Genomic DNA, 23655 nt, shown 5'->3' on the forward strand with positions numbered 1-23655 from the left:
ACTACTTGATACTAAAATGAATTTTACTGATACCCATACCCATTTATATTACGAGCAAGATGCCGAAAAGCAGGCGCAGTTGATGGACCGCTGTTTTGAAAATGATGTAAACAGGTTATTTCTGCCCAATGTTGATATTAAATCCATTGCAATGATTAATGATCTGGTGAGTAAATATCCGGAAAATTGTTTTGCAATGGCAGGCTTACATCCTTGTGATGTAAAGGAGGACTACCTGGCTGTATTGGATGAAATTTATAAAAGTATATCCGGAAGACAAATCTATGCCATTGGGGAGATCGGAATTGATTTATTTTGGGATAAAACCACTTTGTCATCTCAGCAGGATGCTTTCCGCAAGCAAATTGCCTGGGCGAAAGATTTAGGTCTACCCATTGTGATTCATTGTCGTGAAGCCTTTGACGAAGTATTTGAAGTGCTGGAAAGTGAGCGCGATGAAAAGTTGCGGGGCATATTTCACTGCTTCACTGGGAATGTAGAGCAGGCAAAACAAGCTATTGATCTGAACTTTTATTTAGGAATAGGTGGTGTGGTCACTTATAAAAAAGCAGGATTGGATGGTGTGTTGAGTGAAATTGCTATGGAAAATCTGGTATTGGAAACCGACTCACCTTATCTGGCGCCGGTTCCTTTTCGAGGTAAACCGAATGAAAGCAGTTATCTGATTTATATTGCTGAAAAACTGGCGGAAATTAATGGCGTTTCTGTGGAAGAAATTGCAAATATTACCACAGAAAATTCAAAGAAAATTTTTGGGGTTTAAGATTTGGCCGTCTTGAAATTGATTCAGCATCTTCTTATGTTTTCTGAAAAGTTACTTGCAATTCCTTATAATAGCGGTGCTGTCATTGCTGTGAACAATTTTTAAAGTGATGAGGCAATCCTTTTAGCAGGTCTCTTTCGCATGAAAAATTGCTTCGCTGTTCCTCCCCGCAAAAACGCCCTTTTTGTTTGCATTTGTCATTTATAAATTCTATTCAGTGCACTCCCTTAAAAGCTATATGATCATAATAAACGTTATTGAAACACTTATTGTTAAAATGGCAATAAAGTAAAACGATTAAGTTGTTTTTCCTGATTTTTATCATTAAAAAGCCCTTTAAATTAAAATTCTTTTAGTTTCTTTGTGAAGAGCAACCAAACCAAGTAATGACGAAAATCCTGATTATTTATACCGGTGGTACCATTGGTATGGTAAATGATCCCAGCAATGGGATGTTAATTCCTTTCGATTTCGAACAGATCAAAGAAAACGTTCCCGAATTAAGTCGTTTGGATTATCATTTAGACGTACATTCTTTTAACCCTGTTTTAGATTCATCCAATATGGATCCTGAAATCTGGAAGACATTAGCAGAACTCGTTTACCAAAAATATGATCTTTATGATGGTTTCGTGATTCTTCATGGATCAGATACGATGGCATTTACTGCGTCTGCATTGAGTTTTATGCTCGAAAACCTAGGTAAGGCAGTGGTACTAACAGGTTCCCAGTTACCGATAGGCGAAATCAGAACCGATGCAAAAGAAAATTTGATTACTGCACTGGAAATTGCTGCCACCAAAGAAAACGGCAAGTCGTTATTCCCAGAAGTTTGCATTTATTTTGATGCGCAGCTGTTCAGGGGAAACCGTTCTATTAAATACAACAGTGAAAAATTTGAAGCCTTTCGTTCCCCTAACTACCCGGTTTTAGCAGAAGCGGGTGTACATCTTCAGTTCCATACCAACTATGTATTAAATGCACCAGAAGGTAAATTGACCTTGCATACCAATTTTAATTCAAATATCGGGGTTTTAAAACTCTATCCCGGCATTACGCCACAGGCCGTTTCAGCCATTGCTGATTCGAAAGTAGATGCCATTATTTTAGAAACCTTCGGATCCGGTAATACCACTACAGCACAATGGTTTCTAGATAGTTTGCGCCAGGCCATCCTGAGTGGGAAAATCATTATTGATATTTCTCAGTGTAAAAAAGGCTCGGTACACCTCGGTCGTTATGAAACAAGTCGGGAGCTTCAAAAAATGGGCGTTCTAAGTGGTTATGACCTTACTTTTGAAGCTACGGTTACCAAACTGATGTTTGTAATGGGATTAGGTTTAACCATTGTGGAAAGCCGTAGATTAATGGAAGAATCGCTTCGTGGTGAATTGACTAAAGATTAATATAAGTCAACATCTGAGCGATATTCTAAGTATTGACAACTTTTTGATGCATGATGTTTATAAAAGTTGTCAATGCTGATTCGTAAAACTTCTGCAATTATGATCATCATCATTTCAGTTATTCACATTTAGCCCTATTTTTGAGGCAAGATATTTGATTCAGGGGTTTTCTTGATACCTGATACCCAAATTTGATACTCCAGAAAAATGAAAATAGAACAAATATACACGGGTTGTTTAGCCGAAGCTGCTTACTATATAGAAAGCAAAGGGGAAGCGGCTATCATCGATCCATTAAGGGAAGTTGGAACATATCTGAAAAAAGCTGAAAAAGCCGGCGCAACCATTAAATATATTTTTGAAACGCATTTTCATGCAGACTTTGTTTCCGGACATGTAGACCTTGCCGAAAAATCTGGCGCTACAATTATTTACGGCCCTACTGCTAAAACAGGATTTAAATCGCACATCGCCCATGATGGAGAAAAATTTCAAATCGGAGATGTTACCATAACCGCTTTGCATACCCCTGGCCATACCTTAGAATCTACCACTTATTTATTAACGGATGAAAATGGTAAAGATCACTGTATTTTTAGTGGTGATACACTTTTTATTGGTGATGTAGGTCGACCTGATCTGGCTCAGAAAGGAAATTTAACCATGGAGGATCTGGCTGGTATGCTTTATGATTCACTCAATGAGAAAATAAAACTACTTTCGGATGATGTGACTGTTTACCCGGCTCACGGCGCGGGTTCAGCTTGTGGTAAAAGCATGAGTAAGGAAACTTTCGATACATTGGGTCATCAGAAACAGGTTAATTACGCTTTAAAAGCACAAACAAAAGAGCAGTTTATAAAAGAAGTAACGGATGGAATCATGCCTCCGCCACAATATTTTGCTAAAAACGCAGCCATTAATAAAGGAGGCGTGGAAAGTATCGACGATGTCTATGAAAAGGGAATGAATGCTTTAACACCGCAGGCATTTGAAGATACCGTTAACCAAACTGGTGCAATTATGCTCGATACGCGTGATCCACAGCTATTTGCCAAAGGTTTTATTCCTAACTCCATCAACATCGGTTTAAACGGGCAATTTGCACCTTGGGTGGGGGCATTATTTACTGATTTACAACAGCCTATTTTATTAATTACTGACGAAGGTAAAGAACAGGAAAGCATTACGCGCTTAACCCGGGTAGGTTATGACAGTACCATTGGATATCTGGATGGTGGTTTTGAGAGATGGACGGATGCAGGTAAGGAAATCGATCGTATCGAATCCATTTCTGCAGAAGCTTTTGAACAAGCTGTGCAGGAAAGTGAAATTACAGCATTGGATGTTCGTAAACCTGGCGAATATGAAGCAGAACACCTGGAATTTACATTAAGCCGTCCGCTTGATTTTATCAACGACTGGATGGGCGAAATTGATCCTAAAGCAACTTATTATATTCATTGTGCTGGTGGTTATCGCTCCATGATTGCGGCTTCAATTTTAAAATCCAGAGGTGTTGAAAATGTAATTGACATCGCTGGCGGATATGGTGCACTTAAAACCACAGGCTTAAAAAGAACTGATTTTGCCTGTCCAAGCAAGGCCATGAAAGTTAGTTAGTTTGAATAACCTAAGAGCATCTTACCACTGTTCATTTATTTTACACGCTAAGCTTAGATGATCTTAAATGTCTAAGGTGGTCAACATTTTTAAAATGCTTCAAAAAGAAAATCACTACGATATCATCATCATCGGTGCCGGACCAATTGGCATGGCCTGCGCAATAGCGGCTAAACAGGCTGGCTTAAGTTATCTCATTATCGAGAAAGGTGCGTTAGTGAATAGTTTATTCAATTACCCGGTCTTCATGACCTTCTTTTCCACTTCACAGAAACTGGAAATAGGAGGTGCGCCTTTTGTTACCATCAACCCGAAACCAAACCGTAATGAGGCTGTTGAGTATTACCGCAGGGTTGCTGAAAAGTTTAATCTGAATATTCATTTATTTGAAAGGGTCAATCAGGTTCATAAAAATGATCAGGAGAGATTTGAAATTCAGACCACTAAATCAAATTATACTGCCAGTAATGTGATTGTGGCAACAGGCTTTTATGATGTTCCCTTGTTAATGAATGTTCCTGGTGAAGATTTACCCAAAGTAACTCATTATTATAAAGATCCGCATTTGTATGCATTTCAAAATGTTGTGGTTGTTGGTGCAAATAATTCGGGTGTAGATGCCGCTTTGGAAACTTACCGGAAAGGCGCAAACGTAACCATGGTTGTCCGCAGTGGAGATCTTGGTCCGCATGTAAAATACTGGGTTCGTCCGGATATTCAAAACCGGATAAAAGAAGGAGAGGTAACTGCACTTTTTAATTCAGAACTTGTTGCAATAAGAGAAGGTGAAGTAGATATTAAAACACCTGAAGGCATTGAAACCATTCCGAACGATTTTGTGATTGCCATGACGGGCTATCAGCCTGATTTTTCAATGCTGCGGAAATTTGGCATAGAACTACCGGAAACCCTTTGTCCTGTTTACAACGAAGAAACGATGGAAACCAATGTGAAAGGTTTGTACCTGGCGGGAGTTGTTTGCGGGGGGTTGGATACACACAAGTTGTTTATAGAGAACTCCAGGGTGCATGCAGAAATGATTATTAAAAATATCGTTAACTAGATTTCCTGTTAATAAAGTCCTGGTGGAATGTTGCACGAGGAAAGTTAAACCGGCAAAGGCTTTTCGAGCACAGGGCTGTTGAAACTTGGCAAGTTGATTTTAAGAACACTTCCCATAAAACTATTGATTGCAACTGCTACACTTGGCAAATCTTGAGAAGTTAAATAAGAACCAAGTACATGATTTCCTGCATTTGGAATGGCAATTTTTCGTTTCAAATCTTCTGATGTACCCAATTCTGTGAACATGCTAAGCATGGCATCTACACGTACCACAGGGTCTTGTTCTAGTTCATTTTTATAGTAATATAACAGTAAAACCGGTTGCTTCACTTTTTGAAAAACGGATTTATTCATGGTGCTTTCTACAAATTCCTGTAACTGCACTAAAGATTCTATTCTGTAATGGGTATACCAGTATTTTTTAAATTCATCTGTTCTGCCATCCACTTTGCGTTCATCACTACCTAAAACCCGCCTTGCTATTTGTAAACCCCACGGATCGTTTAACAACCAGGCGTTTTTATCGTTTATCGCTACATTGGGAGACAGCAGAATTAAACTATTGATTTCAGGATAAGTAGCGGCAAGTTTTAAGGCTACTGTTCCACCTGTTGAAGTTCCGATTAAGATTACTTTCTTACCTAATTTCTGACCGATGGCATAAGCCTGCTTACTGGTTTCCCAAAGCCTGTCGGCGGTAAAATACTGCATCGGCGCAAGGGTATCAATACCATGGTCGGCCAAACGCGCTAAATATAAATTGGCGCTTAAATTTTTCGCCAGATGGAGATGTATGGGGTTACCTTCCATTTTTGAAGCAGAAAAGCCATGCAGGTAAATCACGGCATATTCGGTTTGCTGATGTGCGGTATCAGCCCATACAATTTCAGCCTCATTTCCGGGCTTAATGTTGTTTGAATGCTCCATAGCTTCCACATAATCTTCAAGGTTTTTAATATCCGGAACATCGGGCAATGAAGTATTGTACAGCGGTTTTTTTGGCCTGGGCCCCAATAAGTACCCGACAATGATAAATACCGAAAAACCGATTAATACTTTATAACGTTTTTTCATTGTGCCTAAATTATAGGTTTACAAATAAACTTTTGACGGAGTAAAGTAATTTTTCAGTAGCTGGTTTTTCATTTTGAGGGGAAGCTTTGATCTGCAGCAACTTTCACGCTAAACCTGATTGCGCCAAATAGCCCACAGCCCGAAGCATGAGGGCGAAGGACTATAGGCAAAAGCAGGAGGAAAGGTGCAGGTGATTACTGCCGTTGCTTTTCTACAGATGAGGATGCTTCATAATACATTCCTTTTTTATGGGAAATTAGCTTAAGTTTGCAATCAAAATTTTTCGACTTAATGCCGGGAATCGAACAGATAAAAAAACCTATAGCAGCAGATATTAAAGCGTTTGAAAAGACGTTCAAAGAATCTATGCATAGCGACGCACCGTTGCTTGACAGAATTACCCACTATATTGTAAAACAAAAAGGCAAACAAATGCGGCCCATGTTCGTGTTTTTTGCTGCAAAATTATGTGGTGGCATTACCGAATCTACCCACCGTGGGGCTGCATTAGTGGAATTGTTGCATACGGCAACACTCGTACACGATGATGTGGTTGATAATGCCTATGAGCGGCGTGGATTTTTCTCTATTAATGCACTATGGAAAAATAAAATAGCGGTATTGGTTGGCGATTTTTTACTGGCTAAAGGGTTGTTGCTTTCGGTAAACAATAATGAACACCGTTTGTTACAAATTGTATCAGAGGCAGTGAAGCAGATGAGTGAAGGTGAATTGCTGCAGATTGAGAAAGTGCGCAGAATGGATATTTCAGAGGAATTATATTTCGACGTGATCCGTCAGAAAACAGCTTCTTTAATCGCTTCCTGCTGCGCTGCGGGTGCTGCATCTGCAGGTGCTGATGATACTATTATTGAGAAGATGCGATTATTTGGGGAAAAGGTGGGAATTGCATTTCAGATTAAGGATGATACTTTTGATTTTGGAACGGATGACGTAGGGAAGCCTCTTGGAATTGACATTAAGGAGAAAAAGGTAACACTTCCGCTGATTTACGCTTTAAACCGTGCTGAAAAACCTGAACGTAAACGCATCATCAATTTGGTAAAAAACCATCAGGATGATCCGGCTAAAATTCAGCAGATCATCGATTTTGTTAATGGACATAAAGGTGTTTATTATGCTAATGAGAAGATGTTGCAATACCAGGAAGAGGCTTTTGATATTCTGCGTCAGTTTGATGCAGGAGAAGCCAGAACAGGTTTAGAACAACTTGTCCTTTATACTACAGAACGTAAAAAATAATGAGTAACGAGCTACTTTTCAGTATTGGTTTCCTGCTGTTTATTGTGATCATACTGGCTTTGGATTTAGGTCTTTTTAGCCGTAAAGAACATGTGGTGAGTTTGAAACAGGCAGGAATCATGAGCGTAATCATGGTAGCACTTGCATTAGGCTTCTATTTTATTTTACGGACAGAAGGCCATCAGCTTCACGGGATTAAGGATTTTGCGCATCTCAAGGAAATCGTTGTCAAACACCAGCATCATATCAACCTTATTCCAAACGATTTTGAAGGAAGCCTATCTGTCTACAAAAAGAACCTCGGTTTAGAGTTTTTAACTGGCTATGTAATAGAATACGCCTTATCTGTAGATAATATTTTTGTTATTGTATTAATCTTTTCTGCCTTCGCTGTGGAAGAAAAGTATTATCATCGTGTGTTGTTCTGGGGAATCCTGGGTGCGATTATCATGCGTTTCATCTTTATATTTGTAGGTGCGGCATTGATCGCGAAGTTTGCCTGGATTCTTTATATTTTCGGAGCTTTCCTGGTTTTTACCGGCGTCAAAATGTTTTTTAGTAAGGATGAAGATGAGAAAATTGATCCTGAGAACCATCCGGTAGTAAAATGGGCTTCAAAAATCTTCTCTATCCATCCGAAGTATGAAGGAAAAAATTTTTTTGTAAAAATCAACCACAAAACACTGGTTACGCCACTTTTCCTGGTTCTTTTAATTGTAGAGTTTACCGATCTACTTTTTGCCATAGACTCTATCCCGGCTATTTTTGCGGTGACAAAAGACCCTTATATTGTATTTTTCTCTAACATATTCGCCATCATGGGGCTGCGTTCCATGTTCTTTTTACTGGTGAATATTATCCATAAGTTCCATTATTTGAAAACAGGCCTGGCCGTGTTACTTGCCTTTATTGGCGTGAAAATGCTTGGGCATGTTTACCTGGAGAAGTTAGGGTTTACCACTCAGCACTCATTGATTATTATTGTCAGTATTCTGGTGATCAGTGTAGTGGCATCATTGGTTTTTCCGAAAAAGGTGATGCATCAATAATATAATTTACCATCTCAGGCAACTAAGATCATTTAAGTTAATGTTCTAAGGCTATTTTTTCTAAGGTATTATATGTTTTTTTGAAAATTACCCATAGCCGTTTTAAATACCAGCTAAGCAAAATATACGTTACAGCCTAATACCTAAGCGTAATTTTTGTATTTTCATCGAATAATCAGCAACATTATTCATGAAATCCCTTTTCTTAACAGTAATTATTTGTACGACCTTCTTCGCTAATGCTCAGGATAAATTTGAAAATGTCTTCTTAAAAATCAATACTGACGTTCAGCAAAATTCAAAAGCTTATCAAACGCTTAAATATGAAACTGAGAACATTGGTCATCGGTTAACAGGTTCGGAAAATGGTGCTAAAGCAGAACAATATGCTTATGATTTACTAAAATCGTATGGTTGTGACGTTAAATTTCAACCTTTTGAGGTCGAAAGCTGGGCAAGAAAAACGATCAATGTAGAAATTGGCGCCGATAAAAATAGTTTGACTAAAATGAAAGCCGTAACCCTGGCGCATTCGCCGGTGAGTGCCGATGTTACAGGTGAAATTGTAGACGCTGGTAATGGATTGGAAGCAGATTATCAGGCCAGTCCTGAAAAATTTAAAGGTAAAATTGCTTTGATTTATCTGGGTATTTTACCTGGTTCGGCTACCGGAACAAAATCATTACACCGCTCAGAAAAAACTGCTATTGCCACGAAATATGGTGCCATTGGTGTAATTATCATCAATACAGTTAAAAATGGGGTGTTGTTAACCGGAACTGCTTCAGTAACGGGTAAATTGATTCCAATACCAGCAGTATGTATTGGTTTGGAAGATGGAATGGCTTTGAAAGAGAAGATTAAATCGCAGCCACAAACAGCGCATATTGCCATGACTAATTTTTCTGGTTTAATTAAAGCCAGAAACGTAGTTGCTGTGTTTAAAGGAACAGAATTGCCGGAAGATAAAATTGTAGTCGGCGGACACTTAGATAGTTGGGATCTGGCAACAGGTGCGATTGATAATGGAATAGGTTCCTTCGCCATTATGGATATGGCCCGGACATTCAAAAAGCTAAAGTTAAAGACAAAACGTACAGTTGAATTTGTATTGTTTATGGGGGAGGAGCAAGGCTTACTGGGTTCGAAGGCATACATTGATCAGGCCAAGAAAGATAAAACGCTCAACCAGGTGAAGTTTATGCTGAACTACGACATGACCAATGATCCGAAGGGATTCTCAACATCCCGTGCCGAAATGAAAGACTTATTTACGGCCTGGGGAACTGATATCGTAAAAATAGACACCGGTTTTAAAAACTTATTTAATGCGGGTGCTGGTTTACATAGCGATCATCAGCCATTTATGTTAGAAGGAATCCCAACAGGAGGTGGCTTTGGCGGTAAATTGCCAAATAATTCAGGCCCCTTTTATCATTCAGATGGCGATTCGTTTAAACTGGTAAATGAACAGGAATTAAAAAATACCGTTCGTTATAGCGCCATGCTTACCTATGCTTTGGCGAATACGCCGAAAATACCGGTAGGTGTTCAGGAAGATCAAGAATTAAAAGCTTTCTTAGAATCCCAGAACCTAAAGGAACCGCTCACCATTGCGGGTGAGTGGAAGTGGAAGTAAAATCTGGTTAAAATAAAGGATCCAGATAAAGGCTAATTCCTTTACAGGAAGAAATGATAATCACACTATTTTACATTGTATAAACGAGCCAGTGTCTTTAATTATTTGGCTTTCACAAAGCGATGCCGTAACTTTGCATCACATTTAAAAACAAATAATTATGTCATCAGTAGAGACAACATACATTCCTTATAAAGTTAAGGACATTTCACTGGCAGAATGGGGCCGTAAAGAAATTGAATTAGCCGAAGCAGAAATGCCCGGTTTAATGAGTTTACGTGAAGAATTTGGTCCTACGCAACCGTTAAAAGGTGCACGTATTGCAGGTTGTCTGCATATGACGATCCAAACGGCTGTTTTAATCGAAACATTGGTGGCATTAGGTGCTGAAGTTACCTGGTCATCTTGCAATATTTTCTCTACACAGGATCATGCTGCTGCTGCCATCGCTGCTGCAGGTATTCAGGTTTATGCCTGGAAAGGTTTAAATGAAGAAGAATTCGATTGGTGTATTGAGCAAACTTTACACTTCGGTCCGGAGCAACAACCATTAAACATGATTCTGGATGATGGTGGCGATTTAACCAATATGGTTTTCGATAAATATCCTGAACTTATTGCAGCAATTAAAGGTTTATCAGAAGAAACCACAACTGGTGTTCATCGTTTATACGAAAGAATGAAAAACGGAACATTGCATTTACCGGCAATTAACGTGAATGATTCTGTAACCAAGTCTAAATTTGATAACAAATACGGTTGTCGCGAATCATTGGTTGATGCAATTCGTCGTGCAACTGACGTCATGATGGCTGGTAAAGTAGCTGTGGTTTGTGGTTATGGCGATGTGGGTAAAGGTTCTGCAGAATCTTTAAGCTCACAAGGTGTTCGTGTAATCGTAACGGAAATTGATCCGATTTGTGCACTACAAGCGGCAATGGAAGGATATGAAGTTAAAAAATTCGCTACAGCTGTTAAAGAAGCAGATATTATTGTTACCACAACTGGTAACCGTGATATCGTTCGCGGAGAACATTTCTTAACAATGAAAGATAAGGCGATTGTTTGTAACATCGGTCACTTCGATAATGAAATTGATGTTGCCTGGTTAAACGAGAAATATGGTTCATCTAAGGTGGAGATCAAACCTCAGGTAGATAAGTATACGATCGAAGGTAAAGATATCATCCTATTGGCTGAAGGTCGTTTAGTAAATTTAGGTTGTGCAACGGGTCATCCAAGTTTCGTAATGAGTAATTCATTTACTAACCAAACTCTGGCTCAATTAGAACTTTGGACAAATACAGATAAGTATGAAAACAAAGTTTATGTTTTGCCTAAGTATCTGGATGAAAAAGTTGCCCGTTTACACTTAGCTAAAATCGGTGTAGAATTAGATGTTTTGGATCAGCACCAGGCTGATTATATTGGTGTTCCGGTGGAAGGTCCTTTTAAATCAGACGAATATCGTTACTAAAAATTAGTTTTGAGTCTGTAGTACAGAGTCAGGAGTCTAAAAAAATAGAAGGGATGTGCACATTGCATATCCCTTTTTTTTTGTTGTAATTCTGATTTTAAATATAAAACCCGGTAGCTAAAATATCAATGGTTTCCTCATTTGATGGATTTCAGCCCATTTGCATACCTGATTGAATTTGAAATTTATCATTCACCTGTTTGCATCATATCCAGTTATTGTAGCGAAAGTGTTTATTTAAACGTATTGGTAAAAAAATACTAAAGATGAAGAAAATTTTAACTTTACTGGCCACATTAATCGTGATACTGGGTGTTGGTTCTTGTAAAAAGGGTGCCCATGCTTCCTTAAATAAAATTGAATATGGAAGCTCTTTCGGAATGTGTTGGGGATATTGCGTGAGAATTATGGCCATCACATCTAATCAGGTTTCCTTGGAGAAGAAAAAAAACAGTGATCAATCTGATGTTAAACGCTGTCAGAAATCACTATCCAATGAAGAGCTTTCTTCCATAAAAAGCTTAATTAAAAGTGAGTTTTTTGAACTTCCGGATGTTATAGATTGTCCTGATTGTGCAGATGGAGGAGCTGAATGGGTAACGATAATCGAAAATGGAAAATCAAAAAAAGTTACTTTCGATTACGGTAAGGCTCCGGCGGCTATTAAAGAATTGGTTGATAAGTTAAGGGAAACTGAAGCTTCAATTACAGATTGCAATTAACTGATCCTTTATATTGATCGTTACAAACAAAGTAAGCAGACAATACTGTTAGTTTAAAACGGTTAACATCATAATCTGTTTATGCCCAAACTATTCCGGTGAATGACACTTTATCAAACCACTAGCATATTTGAAAAAGCGTTATCGTTATTTTTTTCTTCTAACCCCTTGATTCTTAAAAAGAATTGTTCTACTTTTGCAGTCCGTTTTATGGGCTATCTGTAAGGATGCCGGGGGAGCGGTAAAATTTTCAATAAAAAACATAAAAAAGCACAATGCCAACCATTCAACAATTAGTTAGAAAAGGTAGAGTAGCACTGGAGTTCAAGAGTAAGTCTCCAGCGTTGGACAGCTGTCCACAGCGAAGAGGTGTATGTACACGTGTGTACACCACTACCCCTAAAAAACCAAACTCAGCAATGCGTAAAGTAGCCCGTGTTCGTTTAACGAACGGTAAAGAGGTGAATGCATACATTCCTGGAGAAGGTCACAACTTACAGGAGCACTCAATCGTATTGATCCGTGGTGGTCGTGTTAAAGATTTACCAGGTGTACGTTACCACATTATCCGTGGTGCATTAGATACATCAGGCGTTGCTGGTCGTAACCAACGTCGTTCTAAATATGGTACTAAACGTCCTAAACCAGGTCAAGCTGCTGCAGCTCCTGCAAAAGGCAAAAAGAAATAATCGGGAGGAAATAAGAAATGAGAAAGTCAAAACCAAAAAAGAGAATTATTCTTCCTGATCCAAAATTTAACGATGTTCAGGTAACTCGTTTTGTAAACAATATGATGTACGATGGAAAAAAATCTATCGCTTATTCTATTTTTTATGATGCTGTTGAAATTGCTGAGAAAAAAGCAGGTGAAAACGGTTTAGAGATATTTAAACGTGCTTTAACTAACATCATGCCGGCTGTAGAGGTTAAATCTCGCCGTGTTGGTGGTGCTAACTTCCAGGTTCCAACTGAGGTTAGACCAGAACGTAAAACAGCTCTGGGTATGAAATGGTTAATTTTATATGCCCGTCGTCGTGGTGAAAAAACGATGAAAGAGAAATTAGCTGGCGAAATCGTTGCTGCTGCTAAAGGTGAAGGTGCTGCTGTTAAGAAGAAAGAAGATACGCATAAAATGGCTGAAGCCAATAAAGCGTTCTCTCACTTCCGTTTCTAGTAGTGATTAGCAAATTAGTAAGATTACACAGATTTAATTAGAAGATTATACTGATTAAATAAATTACACCGATTTGTTTTTAACATAATCGGTGTAATCATTTAAAATCAGATAAATCAAAAAAAATACAATGGCAAGAGATTTAAAATTTACAAGAAATATTGGAATTGCAGCTCACATTGATGCAGGTAAAACTACAACAACTGAGCGTATTCTTTATTATGCTGGTGTAAGTCATAAAATTGGTGAAGTGCACGAAGGTGCTGCAACAATGGACTGGATGGCACAAGAGCAAGAGCGTGGTATCACCATTACTTCTGCCGCAACTACTGTTGGTTGGAAATATAGAAACCAAAACTATCATATCAATATTATTGATACACCAGGACACGTTGATTTTACCGTTGAGGTAAACCGTTCACTACGTGTATTAGATGGTTTAGTATTCTTATTCTCTGCAGTTGATGGTGTTGAGCCTCAATCAGAAACCAACTGGCGTTTAGCTAACAACTATAATGTTGCCCGTATCGGATTTGTTAATAAAATGGACCGTTCAGGTGCTGACTTCTTAAAAGTAGTTAAGCAGGTTAAAGACATGTTAGGTAGTAATGCAGTTCCATTACAGTTACCTATCGGTGCTGAAGATAATTTTACTGGTGTGGTTGATTTAATCAACAACCGTGGTATTGTTTGGAATGAGCACGATAAAGGTATGACTTTCACTGAAGTGCCGATTCCGGAAGATATGTTGGATGAGGTGGCAGAATGGAGAGAGAAATTATTGGAGTCTGTAGCGGATTATGATGAGACATTGATGGAGAAATTCTTCGATGATCCAAACTCCATCACTGAACGTGAAATTTTAGACGCTTTACGTGCAGCTGTATTAGATGCGAAAATTGTTCCTATGGTTTGTGGTTCATCTTTCAAAAATAAAGGTGTACAAACTATGCTTGACTATGTAATGGAATTATTGCCTTCTCCTTTAGATTCTGAAGGTGTGGTTGGTACTAATCCAAATACAGATGCTGAGGTTTTATTAAAACCATCAGAAAGCGAGCCGTTTGCAGCATTGGCATTTAAAATTGCAACTGACCCATTCGTAGGTCGTTTATGTTTCATCCGTGTGTATTCTGGTAATTTAGAAGCAGGTTCATACGTTTACAATACCCGTTCAAATAACAAAGAGCGTATCTCCCGTATCTTCCAGATGCACGCTAACAAGCAAAATCCAATTCCTAATGTAGGTGCGGGTGATATTGCTGCGGTAGTGGGCTTTAAAGATATCAAAACAGGTGATACACTTTGTGATGAGAAACACCCAATCGTTCTTGAATCAATGGTATTCCCTGAGCCGGTTATCGGTTTAGCTATTGAGCCTAAAACTCAGGCTGACGTGGATAAATTAGGTATGGGATTATCTAAACTAGCGGAAGAAGATCCTACATTCAGGGTACAAACAGATCAGGAAACTGGTCAGACTGTAATCTCTGGTATGGGTGAGCTTCACTTAGATATTCTAATCGACCGTTTAAAACGTGAGTTTAAAGTAGAGGTTAATCAAGGTGCACCACAAGTAGCTTACAAAGAAGCTATCTTTGGTACCACTCAACACCGTGAAACTTATAAAAAGCAATCAGGTGGTCGTGGTAAGTTCGCAGATATTCAGGTGATCATTTCGCCAATTGATACTGATTTCGAAAAAGGTGGTTTACAATTCGTAAACGAAATTACAGGTGGTTCAATTCCACGTGAATTTATTCCTTCAGTAGAAAAAGGATTTGCTGCAGCGATGTCAAATGGTGTATTAGCAGGATATCCACTTCCTGATATGAAAGTACGTTTGATTGATGGTTCATTCCACGCAGTCGATTCAGATGCTTTATCATTCGAGCTTGCTGCCCGTATGGCATATCGTGAGGCTTTACCTAAATGTAAACCTACTTTGATGGAGCCAATCATGAAAATCGAAATCTTAACCCCTGAAGAAAACATGGGTGATGTAATCGGTGATATGAACCGTCGTCGTGGTCAGTTACAAGGTATGGATACCCGTAACGGATCTCAGGTAATTAAAGCATTGGTTCCACTTTCAGAAATGTTCGGATATGTAACGCAGTTACGTACCATCACTTCAGGCCGTGCAACTTCTACAATGGAATTTGATCATTACGAGCCAGCGCCTAAAAACGTTCAGGATGAAGTAATTGCTAAATCCAAAGGAAGAGTAAAATCTGAAGACTAATTAATACTCAAGATAAATCCGGTTCCTGTTGTTAATAGCTCTAACAGGGAATCACAATTAAAAATAAGATGAGCCAAAGAATCAGAATTAAATTAAAATCTTACGATTACAACTTGGTAGATAAATCTGCTGAGAAAATCGTGAAAACTGTTAAGCCTACGGGTGCAGTTGTAAGTGGTCCGATTCCACTTCCTACAGAGAAAAAAATCTTTACTGTTTTACGTTCTCCACACGTAAACAAAAAAGCCAGAGAGCAATTTCAATTATGCGCTTACAAACGCTTATTAGATATTTACAGCTCTAACTCTAAAACAGTTGATGCTTTAATGAAACTTGAATTACCTAGTGGTGTTGAAGTTGAAATCAAAGTTTAATTGATTTAAAAATTAAGAAAGGTCGTAATGTTAAATTGCGGCCTTTTTTTGTGCCCGGTCATTTTCAAACAAAAAGTAATTACACAGGTTTAATAAGTATGAAAAAGCCATTAAAAGAAGGAAGTTTGCCGGTTGAGGGGCAGGATTTTGCTGATCCGAAAGAAGAAACAGTAAAAAAACCTTCCTCACATGGTGAAGTTGCCAATCAGAAAGGAAGTGATTTCTCAGATCTGGAAGAAAGCAGGATGGAACATCCCCCTGAACACCGTGATGAAAATGGTTCAGATGAAGGTGATGTTGACAATCCAGAAGGCGAGATAGATCAATCTAAAGGTGTAAAATAAGGCGGCATAACTTCTGCCTGTTGAGCGTATTCTTTTTTATTTTCTGATGCTCGTTTTAAATGATATTCCTTTGCCTGACTATAGATAAACGGAGATTAAATAGTACGCCCAAAATAACCATTTAAAGAAATAAAATAAAATCTACCAAACTTTCTAAGTCAGCGCTATGTTGTCAAATGAATAGTGAACTAAAAATTAAAAAGATGAGCACCTCACAGAACGCACATAATGATCAGAAAAATAAGCAGGATCTTGATCATAATAATATAGAGTGGGACAATGACGACGCTACCTATGGTCATGCCGTTAGTGATTCGCCGTTCAGAAGGAAGAATACTCCGGATGAAAATCATTTGTCGAAATTAGAAGAAAATGATCAGGATGTAAACGGAAATCTTAAAAATGTAAATTTAAGTAAAAGTGACAATCCTGATCACCGGAACAGTAATCAGGAAAAGGGATTGGGTGGCAAAGATTTATAAATAATAAAAGGGAAAAGCTAAAAGCTATTGAAAATCCCTTTTATTATGCTTTAATCCAGAATCTGGCTATTAATAAGATAACCACTTCCAGATTAGTATTGGCTATTAAAAATTTAATAAAGTGTGGTGGTTTGCCGGTAATCCTGCTTAATATTCTGGCTGAGATGATTCACCTCTTTAATTAATTCCGGTGCTTTTTCTATTAAATCGTCCACTAATGATTTTCCATCACTGAGTCTTTTTTTAGTGATATAATGAAGTGCATAAACACTTGCTGCGCCAACGAAGGCATACTTTAGTAATCCCATAATATATTATTAATTTAAATTCCCGTATTGAGCACATCATCCTCATCACGGTTTTTGATAATTGAATCTTTATTGTCTTTAAAATCCTCAGATGAACTACCGGTTTTGCTTGCAGCACTTTCAACTGTATGTTGCGCTTCAGTGCTATTGTAAGTATCATCGCTTAATGAATCCTTGCCTTGTGTACCTGAATTATCAAACCCATCCCGTGCATTTATATTCCCATCATTAAAACCATTTGCATTTTCTTCGGCTATTGGTGCCCGCCCAAAGGCAGTAACTTCATTTCCTTCATTACCTTTTTCATGTGCTTTCTGAAGGTCAGATTTTTTATCGGTATTACCATTTCCGAAGTAACCTTCGGTATGTTCGTCCTTATTATAAATACTCGTTTTCATAATCATGTTTTTATAAAGAACATCCTGCCAAGCAAATGGTTTGTATTAAATCTGGCAGATCTTGATGTTGTATCTCACGAACAGGCAAATAAGATAATTGCATAAATAAATTTCAACACGAGTTTTTTCTTTTGTTTAACTTCGGGCGAAAATTAAAAGTAAGCATCTGATGGAGTGGAAATACCTATTATCAAATAAAAGATTCGGACAGGAAAGCTGGACTGGCGATCGGGACAAGGCTCGTTCTGATTTTCAGCGGGATTATGACAGGTTAATATTTTCATCACCATTCAGGCGCTTGCAAAATAAAACACAGGTTTTCCCCTTGCCGGGGAGTGTATTTGTTCATAACCGCTTAACGCACAGTTTGGAAGTGGCAAGTGTGGCCCGCTCTATGGCCAATATTTTTTTAAATAATTTAGAAGAACATCAGCCATCTTTACTTAAAGAAGTGCCCTTGCTAAATGAAGTAGGCAATATTGTAGCAGCTGCAGCATTGGCTCACGACCTGGGTAATCCAGCTTTTGGACATTCGGGAGAAGCGGCAATTTCACGTTATTTTACCGATGGGGATGGACAAATCTATCAAAAGGATATGAGCGATTCGCAATGGCACGACCTTATTTATTTTGAAGGGAATGCAAATGCCATTCGGATTTTGACGCACCCTTTGAAAGGAAAAGGAAACGATGCCTATGCCTTAACGTATTCCACATTGGCCTCGATTGCAAAATATCCCTGCGCATCAATAGCTGGACGGCAGAAAAAACTTTTACACCGGAAGAAATACGGTTTTTTTCAGTCAGAAGAAGAAACCTTCAGAAAGATTGCATCAGAGTTAAATCTGGCTCAGGAAGAAAGTGAATATCTGATTTATAAACGTCACCCTTTGGTTTATTTAGTAGAGGCCGCCGATGATATCTGCTATAGCATCATTGATCTGGAAGATGCGCATCGCTTAAAGATATTATCATATGAGGAAGTTAAGAATTATTTGCTGCCTTTTTCCAATTCTCAGACCATTGAAAACCGATTAAAAAATGATTATGAAGATGATGATGCAAAAATTGGCTTGCTAAGAGCTAAAGCGATCAACACGCTAACCAACATTTGTGCAGAAATATTTTTTAAAGAGCAGGAATTATTGCTAAAAGGTGAACTGAATAACAGCTTAACAGATCTTCTGCCAGAACCCTATTTAACGGCCTGGAAAGCGATTGAGAAAGTATCGGTAGAAAGGATTTATAATTTTTCATCTGTTATTCAAAAAGAAGTGGCTGGTTATAAAATTATGGCAGGCTTACTGGAAGAATTTGTTCCGGCATTAATCAATAACAACACGCATTATTATCAAAAACTGGTGAAGCTTATCCCTAAGCAATACCATACCGATTTAACCGATATCTACTCCCGTACGCAAAGCGTTTTAGATTTTGTATCAGGTATGACAGATTTATATGCGGTAGATTTGTACCGGAATATTAAAGGCATTTCTTTTCCATCAGAAACATAATCATGAAGCGTTTATTAATATATATAACCTGCCTATTAATGCTCTCCTCATATGTTAATGCACAAACCATTACCCTGCGTGATTTAAAAAATGGAGATTTAATATTTGTGGGTGCCGAAAAAGCTAACCTATCAGGTGCCATTAACCGGGTGACGCAAAAAAGAGATGCTATCGCTTTTGATCATATCGGAATCATTGAAAAAAGTGCTGATTCCATATTTGTGTTACATGCCTCTTCAAAAAAAGGAAGCATAAGAGAAAATATGCAAGCATTTTATCAGGCAGAAAAAACGGCAGACAATAAAATAGTCGTTTATAGGTTAAAGAATAATTTTGATCAGGCCATTCCTGATGCCATTTTATCTGCCAAGAAGATGTTAGGCAAACCGTATAACTGGACATATATTCTGAATGACAGTTCTTACTATTGCTCTGATTTTATTGAAAGGTGTTTTAGAAAAAATCAAATATTTGCGCTGGAACCAATGACCTTTATTAATCCGAAAACCGGAAAACCGGATGATTTTTGGATTGAGTTTTATAAAAAACAAAACCTTGAAGTTCCCGAGGGGAAGTTAGGCTGTAATCCAAATGGTTTAGCAGCCAGTAATAAATTATTTTTAATAGGGAATTTCATCAATTAAATCCTATTAATTGATGAAATTCAACCATATCAATTATCTGCCTCTTGTATCATCCCATTTATTACGCTCATCCTGTAATTCACGGGCCAGTTTCATTTCTTTATCTTTGGCTTTAACCTTATGGGTTTGAAATTCATCTGCAACTTCCTGGTAAAGTTGAGTTCTGTAGGTGGCTTCTTTACGGTATTTTCCGGATTGAAAGATCACAATGGCCAAACCGGCACCCAGTATGATAATAATTGCCCAAACGATGGTATTGTATGTACCTTTATCGAAAGCGATCCCTAAAAATTTGATTTCATTTACAGATGCCGTTGCATGAGCAAGCGAACTTTCTTTGCCCGTAACTTCGCCTTTCAAACTGGCAATGTTATCACTTTGTCCCTTTATTTCTTTTTTAGCTTCCTGAAGTTGTTTTCGCTCTTTTCTTAATGTATCATTAACGCTTTTCCATAAAGCAGATAACCTGGATGGGTTAATCAGTTTTGAACCATATAAACTTTTAGATTTTTTCAGCATAAAATTATACTGGCCGTTTAGAGATGGATCAGTATTTTTCGAAGTGTCTTGTCTGGCCTGCCCGAATGCGATATTTACCAATAGCATGGCTACTAAAAATAACAGGGTTGGTTTAAGTTTTTGCATAGTTAAATTATAGGTGTTAAAGTGTAAAACTACATTTTTATACCATCATGAGCTCATCTAAATGACCTTATCTTTTGGCTTAGTTATAAAATGATGTGATATAATCTATAAATTAACAATTTTATCGGCGTTTTATTATAAATTAATCGTGATAGATTACATTTGCCACATGCAAATAGGAATTATCGGTTTAGGCGATATGGGTAGATTATACGCCATTTCGTTTTTTAATGCAGGTTACAAAGTGTGTGGTGCAGACATGCCCTTACGCTACTCAGAATTGAAAAGTGAGCTTGAACCTAAAGGCATTGAAATTTTAGCAGATGGGCATGAGGTTGCCCGAAAATCTGATTTTATTATCTATTGTGTAGAGGCAGAGAAGATTGATGAAGTGGTGGCTACTTTTGCACGTTCAACTAAATTTGGTGCCATTGTTTCCGGGCAAACCTCTGTAAAGCATCCTGAAATTGCAGCTTTTGAAAAACATTTACCAACAGATACGCAAATCGTAACCTGTCACTCTCTGCATGGCCCTGCTTTTAGTCCTGAGGGGCAAACCTTAGTTGTGGTTAGGCACCGTGCAACCAACGAGGTTTATGCAAGGGCACTGGAGATTTATAAGTCTTTAAAATCGAATATTATCGAGATGGATGATTACCGCGAACACGACCGGATCGTCGCCGATACGCAGGCCGTTACCCATATGGGGTTTGAAAGCATGGGCTCAGCCTGGAAAAATGCAGGTTTCTTCCCCTGGGATAATCCGGCTTATGCTGGTGGAATTGATAATGTGAAGATTTTAACCACACTGCGCATTTTTAGTTACAAATCACATATTTATGCAGGCTTAGCTATTTTAAATCCATATGCACAAAAGCAGGTAAAGTATTATGCACAGGCAGAGTCAGAATTGTATAAATTGATGATTTGTGAAAATGAAACGGAATTTCGATCTAAAATTTATGCTGCCCGTGATTTTGTTTTTCACGAAAGCAGAAGCCTTTTGCTCCTGGATGATAACATTATGAAAGAATTTAGCCTGTCTGATGCCGCTCATAAACAAAAACCCAATTCACACCTGAGTTTATTGAGTATGGTTTACGCCTGGTATAAAATGGGTGTAAACCCTTATGATAATTTAATTTGCCAGACACCGCCATTTAAATTGAGGTTGGGCATTGCTGAATATTTGTTTAAAAATGAGGAAATGCTCGAAGAATCTATTCATACGGCATTATATGATAAATCTATTCGTGGCGATGATTTAGAATTTCATACCGCCGTACACGAATGGGCATCGATTATTGGTTATGGCGATTTGAAAGGTTATAAAGCGCATTTTGAAGCCGCGAAATCATTTTTTGCAAACCGTTTAAATGATGGACGGGATTTAAGTGCAGAGTTGATTAAGCGATTAGGAAGGTAGTTTTTTATATGAAGACTATTTTAAATAAACCAGAACTGGTTTCGTTATTGCAGCAACAATTAAAAAATATTGATATTCTTTGTAATGATTACGATAGCGGGAATGAAAGAGTTATACATTTAATAGCTGAAAAGATTGCTTTAATTTTTCACAACTCAAATCAATCTCAATCATTATTAAATCAACTTAAGCTAACGCATCTTGATTTTCTTTGCAGTTCAGAAAGGGATGATTCAAAAAGCCTTACTAATTTTATTGGCTTATTGAAATTAGAACACCACACTGAGAAAGGCTGGACATATCTAGCCAGGTTACATAAGTTCGAATTGGTGAAGGTTTCTTATGAAAACTGGTGGAATAATAAAAAAGTGATGATTGATTCGGATGGTAATGCCTTTACAAGGGCCAAGATCATAAAATCAGCTGCCCATAACGATCCTTTATTACTTGATACATCCGGATGGAAAATTACTGATGCTAATGGTAAGAAAACAACGATTAACCCAATCCCTGAAACGATTAGGCAAATTGCTTTCGAAGTGTTAGTGTGTTTTCGTACAGTGAACCTGAATCAAGAAAGTAAATTGTATTACAAATCTAATTTATAGATCGGCTTCTAAAAATAGGCATAAAGATGATTTTTATATGAAAATCTATTTTATCCCCTTTATATATAGATTTTATTTTATTCGGTTAATCTTTCGTTTCCACAAAATCAGTACATTATCTTTGCCGGCATGTCGGTATTATTGTTTACCATTATAGTTTTATTAGGGGCTTTTTTAGCCGGTTTACTGGGCTCACTCACTGGTTTAGGTGGTGGTGTAATTATCATACCCTTACTTACGCTGGCACTGGGTGTTGATATTCATTATGCAATTGGCGCATCCATTGTTTCGGTTATAGCAACTTCATCCGGTTCTGCAGCAGCTTATGTTAAAGAAGGAATCACCAATATCCGGATTGGGATGTTTCTGGAAATTGCAACTACTGTGGGCGCTATTTGCGGTGCCATTGTAGCTGTTTACCTCAATGCCAATTACATCGCTATCATATTTGGCTGCATCCTGATCTTTTCTGCTATTATGACTTTAAAGAAAAAAGTAGATCATACTACTTTAGATGACACTGACCGGTGGGCCAAATTTTTTAAACTAAATGGTTCATATCCTGATAAAGGTACTGATCACCCTTATGCCGTAAAACACGTCCCAGCTGGTTTTTTAATGATGCTCTTTGCCGGCACACTTTCAGGTTTGCTGGGAATAGGAAGTGGCGCCCTTAAGGTAATCGCGATGGATAATATCATGCGTTTACCCTTTAAAGTTTCTACCACGACCAGTAATTTTATGATGGGCGTTACCGCCGCTGCCAGTGCTATTGTTTATTTACATCGCGGACAAATTGATCCGGGTATCGCCATGCCGGTTTGTATCGGCGTATTAACCGGGGCTACCGTTGGCTCAAAAGTTTTATTAAAAGCCAAAACAGATAAATTGAAAATTGTATTTGCTGTAGTGGTAACATTTTTAGCATTACAAATGATTTACAAAGGAATAAGCGGATTATAATGGCAGCATCAAAAGAAAATATGAATGATAAGGATATTCAGGTTATACTGGGCACCTTATTGCGTGCAGGTGTAATCATATCGATGACCATTGTGCTCATTGGTGGGATTATCTTTCTTATTCATCAAAATGGTGTGATAACCGATTATAAAGTATTCAGACCGGAACTGGCTGGTTTTTCATCTATTTCAGCTATTTTCAAAGGCCTGCTTACTTTTCATGGTGATGCCATTGTACAATTTGGTATATTGATGTTGATTTTTACACCGGTAGCCCGCATCGTTTTCGCCATTTTCAGCTTTTTAATTGAAAAGGACTATTTGTATGTATTGATTGGACTAATTATCTTGTCCATTATTACCATTAGTCTGAATGGAGGACTGGCCCATTAAGTCAAATAGCTTATTTGTTGAAAAAAAATATTAAAAT

At 37.9% G+C, this 23655-nt stretch carries 25 protein-coding genes; 21 read left to right on the forward strand and 4 right to left on the reverse strand.

Annotation, left to right across the window (positions count from 1 at the left end):
- The first annotated feature begins 16 nt into the window (after window positions 1–16).
- The 4 genes from OQ267_RS05165 (at window position 17) to OQ267_RS05180 (ending at window position 4876) form a co-directional block, all read left to right on the forward strand.
- Window positions 17–784: a TatD family hydrolase gene (locus OQ267_RS05165; RefSeq protein ID WP_265835132.1), complete on the forward strand. Its 768-nt coding sequence runs from the start codon at window positions 17–19 to the stop codon at window positions 782–784.
- 386 nt (window positions 785–1170) lie between these two features.
- Window positions 1171–2190, forward strand: a complete 1020-nt coding sequence (locus OQ267_RS05170; RefSeq protein WP_088301892.1) for an asparaginase — start codon at window positions 1171–1173, stop codon at window positions 2188–2190.
- A gap of 207 nt (window positions 2191–2397) precedes the next feature.
- On the forward strand, window positions 2398–3813 hold the full coding sequence (locus OQ267_RS05175; RefSeq protein ID WP_265835133.1) for an MBL fold metallo-hydrolase: 1416 nt from the start codon (window positions 2398–2400) through the stop codon (window positions 3811–3813).
- A gap of 94 nt (window positions 3814–3907) precedes the next feature.
- Complete coding sequence (locus tag OQ267_RS05180; protein WP_265835134.1) at window positions 3908–4876, forward strand: YpdA family putative bacillithiol disulfide reductase; 969 nt, start codon at window positions 3908–3910, stop codon at window positions 4874–4876.
- Between the two features lie 44 nt (window positions 4877–4920).
- Here OQ267_RS05180 and OQ267_RS05185 read toward each other — a convergent pair whose 3' ends face one another.
- Entirely contained in the window at window positions 4921–5952 is a 1032-nt protein-coding gene (locus OQ267_RS05185; protein ID WP_265835135.1) for an alpha/beta hydrolase, read from the reverse strand.
- A 291-nt stretch (window positions 5953–6243) separates the two neighbouring features.
- Between OQ267_RS05185 and OQ267_RS05190 the strand changes: the two genes are divergently transcribed.
- The 11 genes from OQ267_RS05190 (at window position 6244) to OQ267_RS05240 (ending at window position 16721) form a co-directional block, all read left to right on the forward strand.
- Window positions 6244–7215 carry a polyprenyl synthetase family protein gene (locus OQ267_RS05190; protein WP_088301895.1) on the forward strand — a complete coding sequence of 324 codons (972 nt, stop codon included), beginning with the start codon at window positions 6244–6246 and terminating at the stop codon, window positions 7213–7215.
- Window positions 7215–8264, forward strand: a complete 1050-nt coding sequence (locus OQ267_RS05195) for a TerC/Alx family metal homeostasis membrane protein (RefSeq protein WP_265835136.1) — start codon at window positions 7215–7217, stop codon at window positions 8262–8264. Before OQ267_RS05190 ends, OQ267_RS05195 begins: the two co-directional genes overlap by 1 nt.
- A 190-nt stretch (window positions 8265–8454) precedes the next feature.
- Window positions 8455–9903: a M20/M25/M40 family metallo-hydrolase gene (locus tag OQ267_RS05200; protein WP_265835137.1), complete on the forward strand. Its 1449-nt coding sequence runs from the start codon at window positions 8455–8457 to the stop codon at window positions 9901–9903.
- A 160-nt stretch (window positions 9904–10063) separates the two neighbouring features.
- The gene (ahcY, locus tag OQ267_RS05205; RefSeq protein ID WP_088301898.1) at window positions 10064–11380 is read left to right on the forward strand and encodes an adenosylhomocysteinase; all 1317 of its coding nucleotides are present in this window, start codon (window positions 10064–10066) and stop codon (window positions 11378–11380) included.
- A gap of 266 nt (window positions 11381–11646) precedes the next feature.
- Window positions 11647–12102, forward strand: coding sequence for a hypothetical protein (locus tag OQ267_RS05210; protein ID WP_265835138.1), 456 nt, complete (start codon window positions 11647–11649; stop codon window positions 12100–12102).
- 275 nt (window positions 12103–12377) lie between these two features.
- A complete protein-coding gene (gene rpsL / locus OQ267_RS05215; RefSeq protein WP_010599925.1) occupies window positions 12378–12791 on the forward strand; it encodes a 30S ribosomal protein S12 in 414 nt (137 codons plus the stop codon).
- 17 nt (window positions 12792–12808) lie between these two features.
- Window positions 12809–13276 (forward strand): 30S ribosomal protein S7, encoded by a 468-nt coding sequence (gene rpsG, locus OQ267_RS05220; RefSeq protein WP_056097505.1) that lies wholly within the window; start codon window positions 12809–12811, stop codon window positions 13274–13276.
- Between the two features lie 130 nt (window positions 13277–13406).
- Window positions 13407–15521: an elongation factor G gene (gene fusA, locus OQ267_RS05225; protein WP_088301900.1), complete on the forward strand. Its 2115-nt coding sequence runs from the start codon at window positions 13407–13409 to the stop codon at window positions 15519–15521.
- A 68-nt stretch (window positions 15522–15589) separates the two neighbouring features.
- A complete protein-coding gene (rpsJ, locus tag OQ267_RS05230; protein WP_008244591.1) occupies window positions 15590–15895 on the forward strand; it encodes a 30S ribosomal protein S10 in 306 nt (101 codons plus the stop codon).
- A 98-nt stretch (window positions 15896–15993) separates the two neighbouring features.
- Window positions 15994–16239 (forward strand): hypothetical protein, encoded by a 246-nt coding sequence (locus OQ267_RS05235; RefSeq protein ID WP_265835139.1) that lies wholly within the window; start codon window positions 15994–15996, stop codon window positions 16237–16239.
- A gap of 203 nt (window positions 16240–16442) precedes the next feature.
- Entirely contained in the window at window positions 16443–16721 is a 279-nt protein-coding gene (locus OQ267_RS05240) for a hypothetical protein (RefSeq protein WP_265819864.1), read from the forward strand.
- 113 nt (window positions 16722–16834) lie between these two features.
- Here the strand turns inward: OQ267_RS05240 and OQ267_RS05245 are convergent, their stop codons facing one another.
- Both OQ267_RS05245 and OQ267_RS05250 read right to left on the reverse strand, forming a co-directional pair.
- Window positions 16835–17029 carry a hypothetical protein gene (locus OQ267_RS05245; protein ID WP_088301903.1) on the reverse strand — a complete coding sequence of 65 codons (195 nt, stop codon included), beginning with the start codon at window positions 17027–17029 and terminating at the stop codon, window positions 16835–16837.
- A gap of 14 nt (window positions 17030–17043) precedes the next feature.
- Entirely contained in the window at window positions 17044–17427 is a 384-nt protein-coding gene (locus OQ267_RS05250; RefSeq protein ID WP_140418683.1) for a hypothetical protein, read from the reverse strand.
- A gap of 169 nt (window positions 17428–17596) precedes the next feature.
- Between OQ267_RS05250 and OQ267_RS05255 the strand changes: the two genes are divergently transcribed.
- Together OQ267_RS05255 and OQ267_RS05260 are read left to right on the forward strand one after the other, a co-directional pair.
- Window positions 17597–18940 carry a deoxyguanosinetriphosphate triphosphohydrolase gene (locus OQ267_RS05255; protein WP_172406532.1) on the forward strand — a complete coding sequence of 448 codons (1344 nt, stop codon included), beginning with the start codon at window positions 17597–17599 and terminating at the stop codon, window positions 18938–18940.
- A gap of 38 nt (window positions 18941–18978) precedes the next feature.
- Entirely contained in the window at window positions 18979–19584 is a 606-nt protein-coding gene (locus OQ267_RS05260) for a YiiX/YebB-like N1pC/P60 family cysteine hydrolase (protein WP_265835140.1), read from the forward strand.
- A 33-nt stretch (window positions 19585–19617) separates the two neighbouring features.
- On the opposite strand, the gene OQ267_RS05265 is transcribed toward OQ267_RS05260, so the two are convergent.
- Complete coding sequence (locus OQ267_RS05265; RefSeq protein ID WP_088301907.1) at window positions 19618–20229, reverse strand: hypothetical protein; 612 nt, start codon at window positions 20227–20229, stop codon at window positions 19618–19620.
- A gap of 169 nt (window positions 20230–20398) precedes the next feature.
- Here OQ267_RS05265 and OQ267_RS05270 point away from each other — a divergent pair, with 169 nt between their 5' ends.
- The 4 genes from OQ267_RS05270 to OQ267_RS05285 all read left to right on the forward strand — a co-directional run bounded on the left by OQ267_RS05270 (window position 20399) and on the right by OQ267_RS05285 (window position 23618).
- The gene (locus tag OQ267_RS05270; RefSeq protein WP_265835141.1) at window positions 20399–21655 is read left to right on the forward strand and encodes a prephenate dehydrogenase; all 1257 of its coding nucleotides are present in this window, start codon (window positions 20399–20401) and stop codon (window positions 21653–21655) included.
- Window positions 21656–21663: 8 nt separating this feature from the next.
- Entirely contained in the window at window positions 21664–22263 is a 600-nt protein-coding gene (locus OQ267_RS05275; RefSeq protein ID WP_265835142.1) for a hypothetical protein, read from the forward strand.
- Between the two features lie 129 nt (window positions 22264–22392).
- Entirely contained in the window at window positions 22393–23226 is an 834-nt protein-coding gene (locus OQ267_RS05280; RefSeq protein WP_088301910.1) for a sulfite exporter TauE/SafE family protein, read from the forward strand.
- Window positions 23226–23618, forward strand: a complete 393-nt coding sequence (locus OQ267_RS05285) for a DUF1634 domain-containing protein (protein WP_265835143.1) — start codon at window positions 23226–23228, stop codon at window positions 23616–23618. Before OQ267_RS05280 ends, OQ267_RS05285 begins: the two co-directional genes overlap by 1 nt.
- Window positions 23619–23655 lie beyond the last annotated feature (37 nt).

This window comes from Pedobacter sp. MR22-3 (genome assembly GCF_026240075.1).
GTDB lineage: Bacteria > Bacteroidota > Bacteroidia > Sphingobacteriales > Sphingobacteriaceae > Pedobacter.

Excerpts from the sequence above, each read along its gene's own strand:
- OQ267_RS05165 (WP_265835132.1), top strand. The coding sequence starts at position 17 with ATGAATTTTACTGATACCCATACCCATTTATATTACGAGCAAGATGCC.
- OQ267_RS05170 (WP_088301892.1), top strand. The coding sequence starts at position 1,171 with ATGACGAAAATCCTGATTATTTATACCGGTGGTACCATTGGTATGGTA.
- OQ267_RS05175 (WP_265835133.1), top strand. The coding sequence starts at position 2,398 with ATGAAAATAGAACAAATATACACGGGTTGTTTAGCCGAAGCTGCTTAC.
- OQ267_RS05180 (WP_265835134.1), top strand. The coding sequence starts at position 3,908 with ATGCTTCAAAAAGAAAATCACTACGATATCATCATCATCGGTGCCGGA.
- OQ267_RS05185 (WP_265835135.1), bottom strand. The coding sequence starts at position 5,952 with ATGAAAAAACGTTATAAAGTATTAATCGGTTTTTCGGTATTTATCATT.
- OQ267_RS05190 (WP_088301895.1), top strand. The coding sequence starts at position 6,244 with ATGCCGGGAATCGAACAGATAAAAAAACCTATAGCAGCAGATATTAAA.
- OQ267_RS05195 (WP_265835136.1), top strand. The coding sequence starts at position 7,215 with ATGAGTAACGAGCTACTTTTCAGTATTGGTTTCCTGCTGTTTATTGTG.
- OQ267_RS05200 (WP_265835137.1), top strand. The coding sequence starts at position 8,455 with ATGAAATCCCTTTTCTTAACAGTAATTATTTGTACGACCTTCTTCGCT.
- ahcY (WP_088301898.1), top strand. The coding sequence starts at position 10,064 with ATGTCATCAGTAGAGACAACATACATTCCTTATAAAGTTAAGGACATT.
- OQ267_RS05210 (WP_265835138.1), top strand. The coding sequence starts at position 11,647 with ATGAAGAAAATTTTAACTTTACTGGCCACATTAATCGTGATACTGGGT.
- rpsL (WP_010599925.1), top strand. The coding sequence starts at position 12,378 with ATGCCAACCATTCAACAATTAGTTAGAAAAGGTAGAGTAGCACTGGAG.
- rpsG (WP_056097505.1), top strand. The coding sequence starts at position 12,809 with ATGAGAAAGTCAAAACCAAAAAAGAGAATTATTCTTCCTGATCCAAAA.
- fusA (WP_088301900.1), top strand. The coding sequence starts at position 13,407 with ATGGCAAGAGATTTAAAATTTACAAGAAATATTGGAATTGCAGCTCAC.
- rpsJ (WP_008244591.1), top strand. The coding sequence starts at position 15,590 with ATGAGCCAAAGAATCAGAATTAAATTAAAATCTTACGATTACAACTTG.
- OQ267_RS05235 (WP_265835139.1), top strand. The coding sequence starts at position 15,994 with ATGAAAAAGCCATTAAAAGAAGGAAGTTTGCCGGTTGAGGGGCAGGAT.
- OQ267_RS05240 (WP_265819864.1), top strand. The coding sequence starts at position 16,443 with ATGAGCACCTCACAGAACGCACATAATGATCAGAAAAATAAGCAGGAT.
- OQ267_RS05245 (WP_088301903.1), bottom strand. The coding sequence starts at position 17,029 with ATGGGATTACTAAAGTATGCCTTCGTTGGCGCAGCAAGTGTTTATGCA.
- OQ267_RS05250 (WP_140418683.1), bottom strand. The coding sequence starts at position 17,427 with ATGAAAACGAGTATTTATAATAAGGACGAACATACCGAAGGTTACTTC.
- OQ267_RS05255 (WP_172406532.1), top strand. The coding sequence starts at position 17,597 with ATGGAGTGGAAATACCTATTATCAAATAAAAGATTCGGACAGGAAAGC.
- OQ267_RS05260 (WP_265835140.1), top strand. The coding sequence starts at position 18,979 with ATGCTCTCCTCATATGTTAATGCACAAACCATTACCCTGCGTGATTTA.
- OQ267_RS05265 (WP_088301907.1), bottom strand. The coding sequence starts at position 20,229 with ATGCAAAAACTTAAACCAACCCTGTTATTTTTAGTAGCCATGCTATTG.
- OQ267_RS05270 (WP_265835141.1), top strand. The coding sequence starts at position 20,399 with ATGCAAATAGGAATTATCGGTTTAGGCGATATGGGTAGATTATACGCC.
- OQ267_RS05275 (WP_265835142.1), top strand. The coding sequence starts at position 21,664 with ATGAAGACTATTTTAAATAAACCAGAACTGGTTTCGTTATTGCAGCAA.
- OQ267_RS05280 (WP_088301910.1), top strand. The coding sequence starts at position 22,393 with ATGTCGGTATTATTGTTTACCATTATAGTTTTATTAGGGGCTTTTTTA.
- OQ267_RS05285 (WP_265835143.1), top strand. The coding sequence starts at position 23,226 with ATGGCAGCATCAAAAGAAAATATGAATGATAAGGATATTCAGGTTATA.